The sequence below is a fragment of the Kribbella sp. NPDC003557 genome, assembly GCF_040610805.1.
Classification (GTDB): domain Bacteria; phylum Actinomycetota; class Actinomycetes; order Propionibacteriales; family Kribbellaceae; genus Kribbella.
In genome coordinates this window covers 503,354-518,526 of sequence record NZ_JBEXMY010000002.1, presented here as the reverse complement: position 1 = coordinate 518,526, position 15,173 = coordinate 503,354, and the positions used below count along the sequence as shown (strand labels likewise).

17 protein-coding genes are annotated in these 15,173 nt (G+C 70.8%); 10 read left to right on the top strand and 7 right to left on the bottom strand.

Annotated features, from left to right (window positions below):
- Positions 1–22 precede the first annotated feature (22 nt).
- Positions 23–700, bottom strand: a complete 678-nt coding sequence (locus ABZW60_RS08315; RefSeq protein ID WP_167203704.1) for a Crp/Fnr family transcriptional regulator — start codon at positions 698–700, stop codon at positions 23–25.
- Between the two features lie 211 nt (positions 701–911).
- On the opposite strand from ABZW60_RS08315, the gene nth reads away from it, so the two are divergent.
- Genes nth through ABZW60_RS08285 form a run of 6 tightly spaced genes read left to right on the top strand, consistent with a single transcriptional unit; the run spans position 912 to position 5,457 of the window.
- Positions 912–1,691: an endonuclease III gene (gene nth, locus ABZW60_RS08310; RefSeq protein WP_355475063.1), complete on the top strand. Its 780-nt coding sequence runs from the start codon at positions 912–914 to the stop codon at positions 1,689–1,691.
- Positions 1,688–2,299 (top strand): TlpA disulfide reductase family protein, encoded by a 612-nt coding sequence (locus ABZW60_RS08305; protein ID WP_355475062.1) that lies wholly within the window; start codon positions 1,688–1,690, stop codon positions 2,297–2,299. Before nth ends, ABZW60_RS08305 begins: the two co-directional genes overlap by 4 nt.
- Positions 2,296–3,066 carry a CoA pyrophosphatase gene (locus ABZW60_RS08300; protein ID WP_355475061.1) on the top strand — a complete coding sequence of 257 codons (771 nt, stop codon included), beginning with the start codon at positions 2,296–2,298 and terminating at the stop codon, positions 3,064–3,066. The genes ABZW60_RS08305 and ABZW60_RS08300 overlap by 4 nt, the downstream gene beginning before the upstream one ends.
- The gene (locus ABZW60_RS08295; RefSeq protein WP_355475060.1) at positions 3,063–4,241 is read left to right on the top strand and encodes a MarP family serine protease; all 1,179 of its coding nucleotides are present in this window, start codon (positions 3,063–3,065) and stop codon (positions 4,239–4,241) included. Before ABZW60_RS08300 ends, ABZW60_RS08295 begins: the two co-directional genes overlap by 4 nt.
- Positions 4,242–4,283: 42 nt before the next feature.
- Positions 4,284–4,769 carry a SigE family RNA polymerase sigma factor gene (locus tag ABZW60_RS08290; RefSeq protein ID WP_355475059.1) on the top strand — a complete coding sequence of 162 codons (486 nt, stop codon included), beginning with the start codon at positions 4,284–4,286 and terminating at the stop codon, positions 4,767–4,769.
- 1 nt (position 4,770) lies between these two features.
- Positions 4,771–5,457, top strand: a complete 687-nt coding sequence (locus ABZW60_RS08285; protein ID WP_355475058.1) for a hypothetical protein — start codon at positions 4,771–4,773, stop codon at positions 5,455–5,457.
- Here the strand turns inward: ABZW60_RS08285 and ABZW60_RS08280 are convergent.
- The 3 genes from ABZW60_RS08280 to nhaA form a co-directional block, all read right to left on the bottom strand.
- On the bottom strand, positions 5,420–6,232 hold the full coding sequence (locus tag ABZW60_RS08280; protein WP_355475057.1) for an alpha/beta hydrolase: 813 nt from the start codon (positions 6,230–6,232) through the stop codon (positions 5,420–5,422). The two genes, ABZW60_RS08285 and ABZW60_RS08280, sit on opposite strands and share 38 nt — an antisense overlap.
- 116 nt (positions 6,233–6,348) lie before the next feature.
- The gene (locus ABZW60_RS08275; protein ID WP_355475056.1) at positions 6,349–6,792 is read right to left on the bottom strand and encodes a phage holin family protein; all 444 of its coding nucleotides are present in this window, start codon (positions 6,790–6,792) and stop codon (positions 6,349–6,351) included.
- Positions 6,793–6,844: 52 nt separating this feature from the next.
- A complete protein-coding gene (gene nhaA, locus ABZW60_RS08270; protein ID WP_355475055.1) occupies positions 6,845–8,056 on the bottom strand; it encodes a Na+/H+ antiporter NhaA in 1,212 nt (403 codons plus the stop codon).
- 261 nt (positions 8,057–8,317) lie between these two features.
- Here nhaA and ABZW60_RS08265 point away from each other — a divergent pair, with 261 nt between their 5' ends.
- On the top strand, positions 8,318–8,761 hold the full coding sequence (locus tag ABZW60_RS08265; protein ID WP_355475054.1) for a CBS domain-containing protein: 444 nt from the start codon (positions 8,318–8,320) through the stop codon (positions 8,759–8,761).
- Between the two features lie 103 nt (positions 8,762–8,864).
- The gene (locus tag ABZW60_RS08260; protein ID WP_355475053.1) at positions 8,865–10,154 is read left to right on the top strand and encodes an ArsB/NhaD family transporter; all 1,290 of its coding nucleotides are present in this window, start codon (positions 8,865–8,867) and stop codon (positions 10,152–10,154) included.
- Here the strand turns inward: ABZW60_RS08260 and ABZW60_RS08255 are convergent.
- Positions 10,136–10,807, bottom strand: coding sequence for a haloacid dehalogenase type II (locus tag ABZW60_RS08255; protein ID WP_355475052.1), 672 nt, complete (start codon positions 10,805–10,807; stop codon positions 10,136–10,138). The two genes, ABZW60_RS08260 and ABZW60_RS08255, sit on opposite strands and share 19 nt — an antisense overlap.
- A gap of 50 nt (positions 10,808–10,857) precedes the next feature.
- Here ABZW60_RS08255 and ABZW60_RS08250 point away from each other — a divergent pair, with 50 nt between their 5' ends.
- Complete coding sequence (locus tag ABZW60_RS08250) at positions 10,858–11,439, top strand: TetR/AcrR family transcriptional regulator (protein WP_355475051.1); 582 nt, start codon at positions 10,858–10,860, stop codon at positions 11,437–11,439.
- Here ABZW60_RS08250 and ABZW60_RS08245 read toward each other — a convergent pair whose 3' ends face one another.
- On the bottom strand, positions 11,440–12,387 hold the full coding sequence (locus tag ABZW60_RS08245; RefSeq protein ID WP_355475050.1) for a glutathione S-transferase C-terminal domain-containing protein: 948 nt from the start codon (positions 12,385–12,387) through the stop codon (positions 11,440–11,442).
- Between the two features lie 199 nt (positions 12,388–12,586).
- Between ABZW60_RS08245 and ABZW60_RS08240 the strand changes: the two genes are divergently transcribed.
- Entirely contained in the window at positions 12,587–13,345 is a 759-nt protein-coding gene (locus tag ABZW60_RS08240) for a GntR family transcriptional regulator (protein ID WP_355475049.1), read from the top strand.
- Between the two features lie 1,115 nt (positions 13,346–14,460).
- Here ABZW60_RS08240 and ABZW60_RS08235 read toward each other — a convergent pair.
- On the bottom strand, positions 14,461–15,135 hold the full coding sequence (locus ABZW60_RS08235) for an SIS domain-containing protein (protein WP_355475048.1): 675 nt from the start codon (positions 15,133–15,135) through the stop codon (positions 14,461–14,463).
- Positions 15,136–15,173: the final 38 nt, after the last annotated feature.

The window sequence follows — 15,173 nt, the reverse complement described above, 5'->3', positions numbered from 1 at the left end:
GGACGGTTCGGCCCCGGGGCGCCTAGCGAGCGCGGCGCTGGAGGCGGTCTACGTCGAGGAGGACGACGGACCGGGGCTCCAGGCGGACCCAGCCGCGGGAGGCGAAGTCGGCGAGGGCCTTGTTGACGGTCTCGCGGGAGGCGCCGACGAGCTGGGCGAGCTCCTCCTGGGTGAGGTCGTGGTGGACGTGGACGCCGTCGTCGGCGGTCCGGCCGAAGCGGCTGGCGAGGTCCAGGAGGGCCTTCGCGACCCGGCCCGGTACGTCGGAGAAGACCAGGTCGGCAACCACGTCGGAGACCTTGCGGAGCCGGGAGGCCAGCTGCAGCAGCAGGCCGCGGGCGACCGCCGGGCGGCCGTCGAGCCAGCGGAGCAGCTCGTCGTGGGTCAGGGACATCAGCGAGGCGTCGGTGACGGCGGTGACGGTCGCGGAGCGCGGTCCCGGGTCGAACAGCGACAGCTCACCGAACATCTGTCCCGGCCCGAGCACGGCGATCAGGTTCTCCCGGCCGTCGGCGGAGGTGCGGCCCAGCTTGACCTTGCCCTCGACCACGATGAACAGCCGGTCACCGGAATCACCCTCGTGGAACAGCACCTGGCCGCGGCGCAGCCGGCTCTCGGTCATCGAGGCTGCCAGCGCGTCGGCCGCCTCGTCGTCGAGCTGACTGAACAGCGGTGCCTGTCGGAGCACTGCGGCATCCACTTCTGGGCCTCCTAGGACCTTCGACCACGACTCCGGACGTGGGATCCGCCACGTCCGTCGACCGATATGTGTACACCCGGTCGCCACAAAACCGTAGCCCCTCCGGTGTCGGCACCGCCACGTAGGCCCGCCCGGACTCGCCGGAGCACCTTCCTGGGCGCCTCCCGGATCCGTCCGGCGCCTGTCGGTGGCCGGACGTAGGCTGGCCTCCATGCCGACCCAGCGTGTCGAGGCGCCCGCCTCTGCCGAATCAGCCGTCCTGGTCCCGCTGAAGCTCCCCCGCAAGGCCCCGGTGTATGTCGAGGAGACCCACACCCAGCTGGTCCGCCGGGCGCGGAAGATGCACAAGGTGCTGACCGAGACCTACCCGGACGCGCACTGCGAGCTGGACTTCACCACCCCGCTCGAGCTGCTGGTGGCCACCATCCTGTCCGCCCAGACCACCGACGTCACGGTGAACAAGGTGACCCCGGCCCTGTTCGCCAAGTACCCGACGGCCCAGGCGTACGCCGAGGCCGACCGGGACGAGATGGAGGCGATCCTGAAGCCGACCGGCTTCTTCCGGGCCAAGACCAACAGTGTGATCAAGCTCGGCCAGGCCCTCGTCGACGACTACGACGGCGTCGTGCCGAACAAGCTCGACGAGTTGGTGAAGCTGCCCGGCACCGGCCGGAAGACCGCCAACGTGGTGCTCGGCAACGCGTTCGGTATCCCCGGGATCACCGTCGACACCCATTTCGGCCGACTGGTCCGCCGGTTCGGCTGGACCGCCGAGGAGGACCCGGTCAAGGTCGAGCACATCATCGGCGACCTGTTCCCGAAGAAGGACTGGACGATGCTGTCGCACCGGCTGATCTTCCACGGCCGCCGGCGCTGCCACGCCAAGAAGCCGGCCTGCGGCGCCTGCCCGATCGCCCAGTGGTGCCCGTCCTACGGCACCGGCCCGACCGACCCCGAGGCCGCCGCGAAGCTGGTGAAGAGCCCGGCATGAGCTCCGGTACGCCGTCCCGCACCCCGCGGCCGTCCCTCGTCGGGGCGGTCGCGTTGGTGCTGTCGGTGACACTGGCGGCGTGTGGATCGGAGCGAGCCGATGACAGCGGTGCGCCGTCGTCCGGGCGGACCGCGGTGGCGGGTGCGGACAAGCTCGCGGCGTGCCCGGCCGCGCCCTCGAAGCCGCCGGTCGGTAACGGGCTGCCGGACATCAGCCTGCCGTGTCTCGGCCCGGGCGCGGACGTCCGGCTCGCCGATCTGCGGGGGCCGCTGGTGATCAACGTGTGGGCACAGTGGTGCGGACCGTGCCGCGACGAGGCGCCGTACCTGGCCGCGCTCGCGAAGTCGGGCAAGGTGACGATGCTCGGGATCGACTACGACGACCCGCGGCCGGAGCTCGCGGTCACGTTCGCGAGCGAGGAAGGCCTGGCGTACCCGCATGTCGTCGATCGGGACAAGGCGATCCAGCGCGCGCTGAAGGTCGGCGGGCCGCCGTTGACGGTCTTCGTCGACAGCGACGGCGCGGTCGCGTACGTGCACCGCGGCGTCCTCACCTCCCAGCAGCAGCTCGACCAGCTGGTCAAGGACAAGCTGGGAGTGTCCCGATGATCTTCGCGGACGTGGGGATCCCGGACTGGCTGCGGCCGCTGGCCAAGGCGTCCGAGGACGTGGACCCGAACGTGCTGTCCCGGTTCCTGCCGCCGGACGACCCGTCGGTGCGCAAGTCCGCCGTCCTGATCCTGCTTGCCGAGGGCAACGACGGGCCGGAGGTGCTGCTCACCGAGCGGGCCTGGACGCTGCGCAAGCACGCCGGGCAGATGGCGTTCCCGGGCGGCGGCGCGGACCCGGAGGACGGCACCGGCGAGAGTGGTCTCGTCCGCACCGCGCTGCGGGAGGCCGAGGAGGAGACCGGTCTCGACCCGGACGGTGTCGTGCCGTTCGGCATCTGGCCGGCGCTGTGGGTGCCGGTCAGCAACTTCGGCGTGTCGCCGGTGCTGGCCTGGTGGCGGGAGCCGTCGCCGGTCGCGGTCGTCGACCCGGCCGAGGTCGCGTCCGTGCACGAGGTGCCGCTCAGCGCGCTCGCCGACCCGGCGAACCGGATCAGCTGCCTGCACCCGAGCGGCTTCACCGGCCCGGCGTTCACCGTCGGCAACCTCTACATCTGGGGCTTCACGGCCGGCCTGCTGGACAAATTGCTGCAGCTCGGCGGCTGGTACCGCGACTGGGACCCCTCGCACGTCGTACCGTTGCCCGACCGGCTGGTCGAGGCGGCCTGGCGGAGCGAGGGGCGACGGCCGGCGGACGTTCGCCGGATGACAGCGATCGAGCACGACCTCGGCCATGCGCAGGGTCCCGAGCCGGAAGGTGTGGAGTGAGCAAGCTCGACTGGGCGTTGCTGATCGTCACCGCGCTGGTGGCGATCTCGGGATACATCGAGGGTTTCGTGCTCGGCGCGTGCGCCACCATCGGTCTGCTCGGCGGCGCCGCGCTCGGGGTCTGGGGCGTGCCGAAGATCCTGGACAACTTCTCACCGAGCGTGTCGGTGTCGTTCGCGGCGCTGGTGCTCGTCGTACTGCTCGCCTCGATCGGGCGAACACTCGGGGCCCTGATCGGCTCCCGGGTCCGGAACAAGCTGTCCTGGAAGCCGATCCGGTTCCTGGACGCGCTCGGCGGCGCCGCGCTGGCGGCCGCGTCGGTGCTGATCGTCGCCTGGGTGCTCGGTGTCGCGGTGAGCGGCGCGCGGATCCCGAGCGTGACGTCGGCGGTCCGCGGTTCGCAGGTGCTGGCCAAGACCGACGAGGTCCTGCCGAACAGCGCCGACCGCGCGCTGCAGTCGTTCAACGACGTGGTGAACACGGACCTGTTCCCGCGGTTCCTCGACCCGTTCGTGCCGGAGCGGATCCGGGAGACTCAGCCGCCGGACAGTGCGATCGCCCGGCAGCAGTCGGTCCGGGACGCGTACAGCCGGATCGCCAAGGTCACCGGCGTCGCCAGCTGTTCGCGCGGACTCGAGGGCAGCGGCTTCGTCTACGCGCCGAAGCGCGTGATGACCAACGCGCACGTCGTCGCCGGGGTCAGCTCGCCGCAGGTCGAGGTGGGCGGGAAGAAGTACGACGCCAAGGTCGTGGTGTTCGACCCGGAGACCGACATCGCGGTGCTGTACGTGAAGGACCTGAGCGAGTCGGTGAAGCCGCTCGCGTTCGACCTCACCGGTAAGGCCGACGACGCGGCGGTCGTGCTCGGCTACCCGGAGAACGGTCCGTTCGACTCCGAGCCGGCCCGGATCCGCTCCGAGGAACGGCTCCGCGGCCCGGACATCTACGGCGACAAGACGGTCACCCGGGAGGCGTTCTCGATCTGGGCCTCGGTTCGTCCGGGCAACTCCGGCGGCCCGCTGCTGTCCTCGAAGGGTGTCGTCTACGGCGTGGTCTTCGCGGCCTCGGTCGAGGACAACCGGACCGGCTACGTCCTCACCGCACAACAGGTCGCGGCCGACGCCCGCGCCGGCAGCACCGCCACCCAAGAGGTCTCCACCCAGTCCTGCACGTGATGCAGCAACTTCCGCCGTCCGCCGCATTGAAAGGGTGTGACGGTGAGTTCGCTGGACGAGGTAGTGCGGTCGACCGAGCATCGGCTGCTGCGCCTCGGGCTGATGTTGTCCGGGAGCAGACACAACGCTGAGGACCTGGTCCAGAGCGTGCTGACCCGGGCCCACAAGCAGTGGGAGCGGATCGGCGGGCTCGAGCATCCCGAGGCGTACCTGCGGACCATGGTGGTCAACGAGTACCTCGGGTGGCGGCGGCTGCTGAAGAACCGCGAGGTACCGCTGGCCGAGCCGATCGAGCTTCCGGCGGACGACGATCTCGGCGCCCGGCAGGCGCAGCGTGATGCGACCTGGCGGTTGCTCACCCGGTTGCCGCGCAAGCAGCGCGCGGTCCTGGTCCTGCGGTACTACGAGGACCTCCCGGACCAGGAGATCGCCGCGATCCTCGGCGTCGCCCCCGCCACCGTCCGCTCGAACGCCGCCCGCGCCCTGGCGACCTTGCGCGACCACCTGTCCGCCGAGGAGGCGAACTGACATGCCCAAGCTGACCGACGACGAACTCGGCGACCTCCTCCGCGAGACCTTCGCCGACCGCGAGGCCTCGGCCGATCGTGAAACCTTCGCCGATCGCGAATACCTGATCGACCAGTTGCCCGGGGCGAAGAGGCGCCGCGGCCGTCTCCCGGTCCTGCTGGCCGCGGCCGCCGTACTGGCTGTCCTCGCCGGGGCCCTGTACGGCGTCGGCCGGGTCGGAGCCGCCGACCCGGCACCGCCGGCAGCGACTCCGACCCCCACGCGGACCGCGTCGGACGACGCGCTGATCTGGACGGCCTCGATCGAGACCTTGCTCCGGTCCGTGAAACCCGGCTCCGGCGCCTGGCGGTCGGTGATCGTGGTGGAACAGTCCGACGATGGGACGAACCACCCCCCCAAGGGACCGCCGATCTCCGCGGACCAGCAGGAGATGATGACCTACCTGGTGCGCAGGATCGCGCCGCTCCAGTTCCGCGAGCACCTCTTGCCGGCGCCGCCGACGTGCCAGGACAACCGGGTCGGAGTGGTGCTGATCTCCGACGTGGTCGACAAGGCCGACCACGTCGAGGTCCGGGTGAGTCTCTTCCACGACTGCAACCACGCGTCGAACGCGACGTACCGCGTCGAGCACCGGGGCCCGAGCTGGGTGGTCACTGGGACTGTGTCGACGAGCTCGGCGAGCTGGTAGCGCGCAGCCAGTCGAGCAACACGCGGTTGAAGGTGTCCGGCGTCTCTTCGTGCGGGAAATGGCCGGCGGTAGCGATGAGTTCGTGGCGGAGCGGTGCGCTGACCAGGTCCGGGGGTGTGGTCGCGGTCGGGGACACCGCGGCGTCCTGAGCGCCTTGGAGTTGCAGGACGGGTACGGCGACCGGTGTGCGCATCTTCGCGGAGTACTTCCGCCCGTCCGGCCGCAAGCGGGACCGGGCGAACCAGCGGTGGTACTCCAGGGCGCAGTGCGGCGCCGGCCAGACCTGGAGCGCGGCCCGGTAGCGGCGCGACGCTTCTGCGTCCGGGAACGTCCCACCCGGCGCGGCCCACGCGCGGAGCAGGCGCTCGATGTGGATCCCGTCGTGGGCGAGCAGCCGGCGCTCGGGCAGGATCGGCAGCTGGAACCACGCGCTCCGCGTCAGCGCCTTCGTCTGCCCTGACCGCGTGAGCAGCAGCGGGTGCGGCGCCGACACGGCGGCCAGCCCACGGACCTGCCGCGGCGTCAGTACGGCGGCGGACCAGCCGATGAACCCGCCCCACCCGTGCCCGACCAGCACCGCATCCGTTGCCCCGAGCGACCGGATCACGCCGGACACGTCGGCGGCCGCGGTGTACGGGTCGTAGCCGCGGGGCGTCTTGTCGCTGGCGCCGTACCCGCGCAGGTCCATCGCCACCGCGCGGTACCCGGCGGCCGCGACGACCGGCAGTTGATGCCGCCAGGCCCACCAGAACTCGGGGAAGCCGTGCAGGAACACGACGAGCGGATCGTCCGCCGCGCCGCATTCCGCGACGTGGAACCGGGCCCCGTTGGCCGCGACCAGCGAGTGCGACCAGGGGCCGTCGACCAGCAGGTCGACGACGCCTGCCGGGCTCAGCGCCGTACGCCTGGCTCGGGCAGGGCCGGGTGCTCCTCGTTGCCCTTGCCGATCGCCTTCAGGACCTCGACCGACTCCTTCGCGCTGTCGATCGTGCGCTGCGGAGCCTTCGCGCTCTTCAGCGCCCGCATCCCGATCAGCACCAGGGTCGCGCCGATCAGCAGGAAGGCGCCGGCCACGACCAGGAACGCGACGGCCGGGTGCAGGCCGGCCGCGGTCAGCGCGTACGCCGCGGCGATGCTCAGCAGGATGATCGCGAGCAGCGCGAGGAACGCGGCCGCCGCGAACATGCCGGCTCCGGTCCCGGCCGCGACCGCGGTCTTCTTCAGCTCGGTCTTCGCCAGCTCCACCTCACTGCGGACCAGGCTGGACAGATCCTTGCTGACGTTCGCGACCAGCTGACCGACCGTGGGCTCGTCCCCGTTCTGCCCCATCGACATCGCAACTCCTTCCCACAAGTCCGTGGCCCCGACACTACCGTCAGTGCCGCGGTCAATCGGCGTACGCGCGGTTTCGGCGAGCCAGCAACAGCGACGCGATCAGCGCGGCGGTCACGGAGGCGATCAGCACGGCGGCCTTCGCGCGCTCGACCTGGGCCAGGTCCGACCCGAACGCGAGCTGCGCGATCAGCAGCGCGACCGTGAACCCGATCCCGGCCAGCACCGACACCGCGCCGACGTCCCGCCAGGCCAGATCGGAGTTCAGCTCGGCGCGGGTGAAGCGCGCGGTCAGCCACGATCCGCCGAGCACCCCGATCGACTTCCCGAACAGCAGCCCGGCGGCCACGCCGATCGCGACCGGGTCGGTCAGCAGCTGCCGTACGGCGCCGCCGCTCAGGGTCACCCCGGCGGCGAACAGCGCGAACAGCGGTACGGCGACACCCGCGGACCACGGCCGCAGCCGGTGCTCGATCCGCTCGGCCGGGGCGTGCTTCTCACCGGGATCCGCGACGACGCGGGTGACCAGGCCGAGCGCGACCCCGGCGATCGTCGCGTGAATTCCCGACTCGTGCATGAACCACCAGGCCGCGAGGGCGATCGGCACGTACAGGAACGGCGTCCGGACGCGGCGGCGCTGGAGCAGGTACCAGAGCGCGATCAGGGCGATCGAGGCGAGCAGCGGGAGCAGATGGAACCCGTGCGAGAAGAACACGGCGATCACGAGGATCGCGCCGAAGTCGTCGACCACCGCGAGTGTCAGCAGGAACGCCCGCAGCGCGCTCGGCAGCGACGAGCCGACGATCGCCAGGACGGCGAGTGCGAAAGCGATGTCCGTGGCCGTCGGGACCGCCCAGCCGTGCGGCTTGCCGTCGCTCGCCACCAGGTTGACGACCAGGTAGATGATTGCCGGAAGCACCATTCCGGCGATGGCCGCGACCACCGGCACGACCGCCTCGTTGAGCTTCGACAGCGTGCCGACGACCAGTTCGCGCTTGAGCTCGACGCCGGCCAGGTAGAAGAACAGCGTCAGCGCTCCGTCGGACGCCCACGCCTCGACGCTGAGCGGGCCGAGCTCGACCTCCCGCAGGTGGTGGTACGCGTCCTGCCAGGGCGAGTTCGCCCAGACCAGCGCCACAACCGTGGCCGCGAGCAACAACAGTCCACCGGTGGTCTCGGCGCGCAGCGTCTCGGCGAGGAACGCCCGCTCACGGCCCAGAATGCGAGGAAATGCGCGTTTCCGCGGCCGGATCCGTGGGTGGCTCATGAGCGGCCCTTCGTTTGGGGTCGGTCGGACGACTGCCGACCAGACTTCCCGGCGCACCACCAGCATTCTAACGGGCGGTGTTTGCCCGGACAGCCCGTTTGCGGCAGGGTTGGGCGCGGTGCGCCGGGAAGTCTGGTCGGCAAAACTCGTGCTCCACGCCGGGGTGCGAGTCGGTCGCTGTTGCCCCGGGAGGTGCCATGCTCTGTCAGAGCCCTGTGAGGGACATCACCGAACCACCCGCGCCCGGCGTACGCTGCAGACGTGCACGGAGAGCAGATGGCCGAGGAGTTCCCGGTCGTCGGTCTGGACGACGACGCGTTGGAGGCGGCGCGGTTGCTGGCCACCCGGCGCCTGCCGGGCCTGATCGTGACCCGGCCCGACGGTTCGCCGTACGCCGTGCTGCCGGCGTCGCAGGTGGTGCGCTTCCTGGTGCCGAGCTACGTGCAGGACGACCCGTCGCTGGCCCGGGTGATCGACGAGCCGCTGGCGGACCGCGTGGCCGACAAGCTGGGCGGCCTGTCCGTGCGCAAGTTGCTGCCGGACGAGCCCCGCGAGATCCCGGTGGTCGCGCACGACGACACCGTCCTGGAGATCGCGGCGATGATGGCGCGGTTGCGCTGTCCGCTGGTCGCCGTGGTGCGCAACGGGCAGATCATCGGCGCGATCACCGCGTCCCGGCTGCTGGAGCTGGCCGTTCCGCACTGAGCTGTGCCGCGCTGAGCTGTGCCGCGCTGAGCTGTGCCGCGCTGAGCTGTGCCGCGCTGAGCTGTGCCGCATCGGGTGGGCGGCTGATCCGGGCGGCGGCCCGGTGACGATCGTCGCCGTCGGTGTCTTCGTGATCGCGTACGTGCTGATCGCGACCGAATGGACCCACAAGCTGCTCGCCACGCTCGGCGGCGCCGGCATCCTGCTCGCCCTGGGCGTCACGGACTCGGACCACGCGTTCTACTCGCCCGACACCGGGATCGACTGGGACGTCGTCTTCCTTCTGTTCGGGATGATGGTGATCGTCGGCGTCCTCCGGCGTACCGGCGTCTTCGAGTACGTCGCGATCTGGGCGGCCAAGCGGGCCAAGGGATCGCCGTTGCGGGTGATGATTCTGCTGACGCTCATCACGGCGACCGCGTCGGCCTTCCTCGACAACGTGACCACGGTTCTGCTGATCGCCCCCGTGACGCTGCTGGTCTGCGACCGGCTCGGCATCGACCCGGTCCCGTTCCTGATCGCCGAGGTGATGGCGTCCAATATCGGCGGCGCGGCGACGCTGATCGGTGATCCGCCGAACATCATCATCGCCAGCCGGTCCGGTCTGACGTTCAACGACTTCCTGATCCACCTGACGCCGCTCGTCGTGCTCGAGCTCGTGGTGTTCGCGCTTGTCCTGCCGTGGCTGTTCAGAGGCTCCTTCGCCGTGGATCCGCGGCGCGTGGACGACGTCCTGCGGCTGAACGAGAAGGAGGCGATCCAGGACCGGGGCCTGCTGGTGAAGTGCGGAGTGGTGCTGCTGCTCGTGTTCACCGGGTTCGTGGGGCACGCCGCCTTCCACGTCGAGCCGTCGGTGGTCGCGTTGCTGGGCGCCGGTGTCCTCGTGCTGATCTCCAAGGTGCAGACGCGGGATTACATGTCGAGCGTGGAGTGGCAGACGTTGTTGTTCTTCGCCGGCCTGTTCGTGATGGTCGGCGCGCTGGTCAAGACCGGGGTGATCGAGGAACTGGCCGGCTGGGTCGGCTCGGTGACCGGCGGGCACACGCTGTTCGCCGCGATGCTGGTGCTGGTCGTGTCAGCGGTGCTGTCGGGCGTGATCGACAATATTCCGTACGTCGCCACGATGAGCCCGGTCGTCCTCGACCTCACCCGCGGCATCGCCGATCCGGCGCAGGCGCACGCGCTCTGGTGGGCGCTCGCGATCGGCGCCGACTTCGGCGGCAACGCGACCGCGATCGGTGCCAGCGCGAACGTGGTGGTGATCGGCCTGGCCCTGCGTGCGGGGCATCCGATCAGCTTCTGGACCTTCACCCGTAAGGGCATGGTGATGACCGCGATCACCATCCTGGTCGCGGCGCCGTACCTCTGGCTGCGCTACTTCGCCTTCGCCTGAAGCAGGTCGGCCAGTGCCTCGAAGTCCGTGACGGTGTGGTCCGGGGTGCTGAAGACCGTCGGATACGGCGTTTTCCGTCGGTCGATGTAGAAGCCCTGGAGGCCGGCGCGCTGAGCGCCGTCGATGTCCCACGGGTGGACGGCAGCGAGGCCCAGGCGGTCGACGGGCACGCCGCAGACCTCGGCGGCGTGCCGGTAGGCGTCCGGGTGCGGCTTCCAGCGCTGCGGCGCCGACACGTCGAGCCGGTGCTCGAGGAACGGCAGGATTCCGCCGTTTCTGAACACGCTTTCCGACATTGCCGCCGCGCCGTTCGTCAGCGTGACGATCCGGACGCCCGAGTCGTGGATCCGCCGTAGGCCGGGCGCGACGTCCGGGTGCAGCGGCAGCCGGGTGAACCCGGAAAGCACATTCTGGATCGTTTCCGCACTCGGTTCGATTCCGGCCGCGACGAGCTGGTCCGTGAGCAGGTCGGCGGCGACATCGCGGAAAGCGGCGTACGCGTCGACCGCGGTCAGCGCGAACCCGTCCCGCAGGATCGCCGCGAACCAGGGCTCGAGGCTGTGCCGCGGCAGCCCGGCCGCCTCGAACCCGTCCCGCAGCGGCTCCATGTCGGTCAGGGTCTCGTTGACGTCGAGCACCAGTACGTCGATCATCACGACTCCTCGCTATCTTGGATCGGTCGTTCCAAGATATGATGCCGGGTATGCCGGATGTCAAACATTTCGACGAGGCGGAGGCGCTCGCCGCGGTCGAGCAGCTGTTCTGGCGCCGCGGGAGCGCGGCGACCGGGATACAGGACGTGGTCGCCGCGACCGGGCTGAGCCGATCGAGCCTCTACAACGCGTTCGGCAGCAAGGACGACCTGTACGCGGCGGCCGCGCGCCGGTACCTGGAGCACAGGTCCCGGCCGATGTTCGACCGGCTGACCGCCGACGGCCGGGGTCTCGCGGCTGTGCGGTCCTTCTTCGACGAGTTGCTGCGGCTGCGCTGCGCGGGCGAGTACGCCGGCTGGGGCTGCATGATGGCGAACGCGAACGCCGAGAACCCGCCGGACGCCGTCCGGGCGGTGCTGTCGGAGCACCACGCCGTCCTGCGGGACGCGCTGGCCGCCGCGCTGAAGGTTGCTCAGAGCAACGGGGAGTTGCGGTCCGGGGTCGAGGTCGCAGGCGCGGCCGAGATGCTGACGCTGCTCGCGTACGCGGTGAACCTGCGCTCGCGGTCCGGGGCGACGCGCGCCCAGCTGCGGTCCGCGGTCACCGCGGCCCTGGACGCGCTCGCCGTCTGATCAGGCGGTCCAGACGCGCGGGTCCGGCCCCTTCGGGACGATGCCGGTCGGGTTGATGTTGTCGTGCGTGACGTAGTAGTGCCGCTTGATCTGGTCGAAGTCAACCGTCTCGCCGAAGGCGGGCAGCCCGTACAGGCGGCGCGCGTACGCCCACAGGTTCGGGAACTCGGTGAGCTTCTGGCGGTTGCACTTGAAGTGCCCGTGGTAGACCGCGTCGAAGCGGACCAGCGTGGTGAACAGCCGCACGTCCACTTCGCGGAGCGTGCTGCCGAGCAGGTACTCGCGGTCCTCGAGCCGGTCCTCGAGTACGTCGAGCCTCGCGAACAGGGCGTCGTACGCCGCCTCGTACGCCTCCTGGCCGGTCGCGAAACCGCAGCGGTAGACGCCGTTGTTGACGTCCCGGTAGATCTCGTCGATCAGCTGGTCCATCTCGGCCCGGTCGGCGGGGATCAGCTGCGGCGCGCCGGCGCGGTGGAAGTCGGTCCACTCCGTGGAGAGGTCGAGCGTGATCTGCGGGTAGTCGTTGGTGACGACCCTGCCCGTCGTCGTGTCGACGATCGCCGGGACGGTCACGCGGCCGTCGTACGCCGGATCCGTGCGCAGGTACGCCTCGGACAGGTACTCGATGCCGAGCACCGGGTCGCGCCCGTCCGGGTCGAGCGTGAACCGCCAGCCGCGGTCGTCGCGGATCGGGTCCACCACCGCGAGGCTGATCGCGTCCTCGAGGCCGAGCAGCCGGCGGACGATGATCGAGCGATGCGCCCACGGGCAGGCCAGGCTGACGACCAGCCGGTACCGACCCGGCTCGACCGGCCAGCGGCCCTGCTCGTCCGGCCCCTCGCCAGGCGCCGCGCCGGAGTCCCGGGTGATGCGGTCGGTGAATCTGTTGCCCTGCCGCTTCCATTCGCCGGTCGACGACGTCTCCTGTACGAACTGTGCCGGGGTCATAGCGCTAAAACTACCCCCGCTGGGAATTGCCTGAGGCTGTGGAACGTCACTGGCCGTGAGGTGGCACCGGACGTTACAGTCGGGCTGACAAGGTCGTCCGCGACAACGCGGTCACGGGCGGCCTGCGCGGTACGACCCCACCGCGGCCCGTGTCCCCGGCAACCGGTTTGCCGGGCAGATTCCCAGGGATACTGACCTCATGGCCCGCCCACGGAACAACCCAGGCGACCTCGCCGAGCTCCCCACCGAGCTGCGGACCGACCGCCCGAAGGGTGACCAGATTCGCGAGATTCTGGAGAACCTCACCCGCTCGCTGGCCGTCGGCACCGTGCTGCCGTCCGAACGCGTCCTCGCCGAGCGCTTCGGCGTCGCCCGGATGACGGTGCGGCAGGAGGTCGACCGCGTCGTGGCCGAGGGCCTCGCCAACCGCCGCCCCGGCGGCGGCACCTTCGTCGCCGAGCCGCGCCCGTCCCGGATGCTCGCGTCGTCGTTCAGCCAGGACATGGTCAACCGCGGCATCAAGCCCGGCGCCAGGGTCCTCGAGCACCGCGTCGGCGCCGCCGACGAACACCTCGCCCGCGAGCTCGAGGAACCCGTCGGCACCCCCGTCCTGCACCTGGTCCGCCTGCGCACCGCCGACGGCGACCCGATGGCGATCGAACGCACCGCCCTGTCCCTGAACCGCTACCCCGGCCTCGACGAGATCGACTTCGCCGAGAAGTCCCTCTACACCGAACTCTCCAGCCGGTACGGCGTCACCCTCGGCATGGTCTCCGCGTCCATCGTCGCCGCCCCACCCGAACCAGGCGACGCCGAACTCCTCGAGATCGACAACTCCACCCCCTGCCTGATCATCACCTCGGCCCCCCGCACCGCCACCGACCAGGTCATCGAATTCGGCCGCTCGGTCTACCGCTCGGACCGCTACGACATCACGGTCGCCTACCGCGCCACCTAGCAGTCGTCCCACGCGCGCTACCCATCCGCTCACTTCGTCGCTGCGCTCCTCAGCGCGGCTGACTTCGCGCGCTCCCCCCGGCTTGGCGCCGATGCATCTGTTTCCGGCTCGCGCCGGGAGTTTCGGGCTGGCGCCCGATGTACGGGGCTGGCGCCCGATGTTCGGGGCTGGCGCCCGGAGTTTCGGGCCAACGCCGCAGCTGCGGCTGGCGCCGCGGTCTGTCGGCTGGCGCCGACTTGTTGCGGTCTGCCGCCCGCGGGGTGACTGCCGCTTGCGTGCGGCTGGACGGTGGTGGGTGAGGTAGGCCCCACGCGCGCTACGCATCCGCTCACTTCGTCGCTGCGCTCCTCACCGCGTCTGCTTCGCGCGCTCCCACCCGCCCCCGGCTTGGCGCCGGAGCATCTGTCTCCGGCTGACGCCGGGAGCTGCGGCTATCGCCGGGGTTTGCGGCTGGCGCCGCGAGATCGGCTGGCGCCGGAGCTGCGTCTGGCGCCGCGGTCTGTCGGCTGGCGCCGACTTGTTGCGGTCTGCCGCCCGCGGGGTGACTGCTGCCCGCGCTCGACTGGACGGCGGCGAGTGAGGTGGCCCTGCGGATGAGAGGGCTCTGGCACGAGCCCACGGGGTGCCTGTCAGAGTGATCCGCTGGCAGGGAGTGCTCACCTAGCCCTTGCATGCGAGCGCCAGCGCTCACAGCTCGTCCGCGCCAGCGGACAGAAGCGGCGCCAGCCGCAGGCCCGGCGTGAGCCGGCGCTCCCCGGCGTCAGCCGGAACTCACCGGCGCGAGCCGGAAAACCCCGGTGTCAGCCGGAGCTCCCCGGCGTGAGCCGGAAAACCCCGGTGTCAGCCGGAGTCCCCGGCGTCAGCCGGTGCTCCCCGGCGTCAGCCGGAGCTCACCGGCGCGAGCCGGAACTCACCGGCGCGAGCCGGAACTCACCGGCGCGAGCCGGAAACGCCCGGCGTCAGCCGGAGCTCCCCGGCGTCAGCCGGAAACTAATGCTCCGGCGCTAAGCCGGGGGTGGGTGGGAGCGCGCGAAGCAGACGCGCTGAGGAGCGCAGCGACGAAGCAAGCGGCTGCGTAGCACGCGTGGGTCCGATCCTCCCGGTGTGCGCGTGGGTCAGACGTTCAGGCTGCGGAGGACTTTCGGTGGTTGGCCGCGGTCCGTCAGGCGGGTTACTACTTCTACTGTCAGGGCCTGGAGGAGGAGCGCGCCCACCAGGGTGGAGGTGGCGCCGGTGCGTTCCTGCGTGCCCGCGACCTCGATGAGGGCGTCGCCTGGTTCGCCGCAGTTGTCGATGACGACGTCGGCGGTTTCGAAGAGGCGTTGGCCGCCGGGGGCTCGGGAGGTGGTGGCGTTCGAGTGGGCCAGGGATGTCAGCGCGATCACGTACACGCCCCGCGCGCGGGCGCCCAGCGCGAACTCGACCGGTACGGCGTTCCGGCCCGAGTTGGACGCGATGAGGACGACGTCGCCCGCGGCCAGTGGGTTGATCTCGAGCAGGACGTCGGCCAGGCCGGGGAGGCGTTCGAGGAGCGAGCTCTTCTGGAGGCCTTCGTGCAGCATCAGCCCGGGCTCGAGGATGGCCCGTACGTCGGCCAGTCCGCCGGCCCGTCCGTACAGTTCCTCGGCCAGCGCGTGGCTGTGCCCGGTGCCGAACACCCAGAACGTCTTCCCGCCGGCGAGCGCGTCGGCGACCAGCCCGGCCGCTACCCGGATCGCGCCCAGTTGTGTGTCGGCGGCCTGGTGCGCGATCGCCAACGCCTTGCCCAAGTACTCCTCGGCCCCAGCCATGCCCCGAACCTATCGTCCGCACGACGACTGGCGCCAGG